A 586-nucleotide genomic window follows, 5' to 3' on the forward strand; every position below is an offset into this window, starting at 1 on the left:
TGGGATAGTGACTTACCTTTGGTCAGCACAACCTCATGCAGTTTGTCCGTGAAACGTTTCTGACTTTTCTTTGAGGGCTTTATTAACAATGTTCCGTTGTACTTCCGTATATTGAAGCCTAAAAAGTCAAATCCCTCACTGATATGTGTTATCAGTGTCTTCTCCTCGGATAGTGTAAGTCCTCTTTCCTTTAAAAAGGTTGTCAACATTTCCTTTATCTCAAGTAATGTCTCCTTTCTGTCGGCAGTGACAATGAAGTCGTCCGCGTATCTTACGAGATTGACTTTGGGGCAGTAAAGTTTTCTATTGACATAACCTGCCTTGTATTTCTCTTTGAGCATCCTTTCCATGCCGTCAAGAGTTGCATTTGCAAGTGTCGGTGATATGATACCACCCTGCGGTGTCCCTTCAAGTGTCGGTTGAAGCAACTTGTTGAATACAACTCCACTTTTCAGCCATTTCCTTAATATATGCCTGTCGATTCGTACGTTATCGAGAAGCCATTCATGGCTGATATGGTCGAAACAGCCTTTTATGTCCCCCTCCAATATCCATTCGGGAGAGCAATCCCTGCTTAGCCATCTGT

1 protein-coding gene is annotated in these 586 nt (G+C 42.8%); it reads right to left on the reverse strand.

All coding sequences use genetic code 11. From position 1 onward, the window contains the following. The coding region (locus H6A61_RS16320; RefSeq protein ID WP_262897255.1) for a reverse transcriptase domain-containing protein at nucleotides 1-586 on the reverse strand (586 nt) is incomplete at both ends.

The sequence above is a fragment of the Bacteroides caecigallinarum genome, from assembly GCF_016901995.1.
GTDB lineage: Bacteria > Bacteroidota > Bacteroidia > Bacteroidales > Bacteroidaceae > Phocaeicola > Phocaeicola cellulolyticus.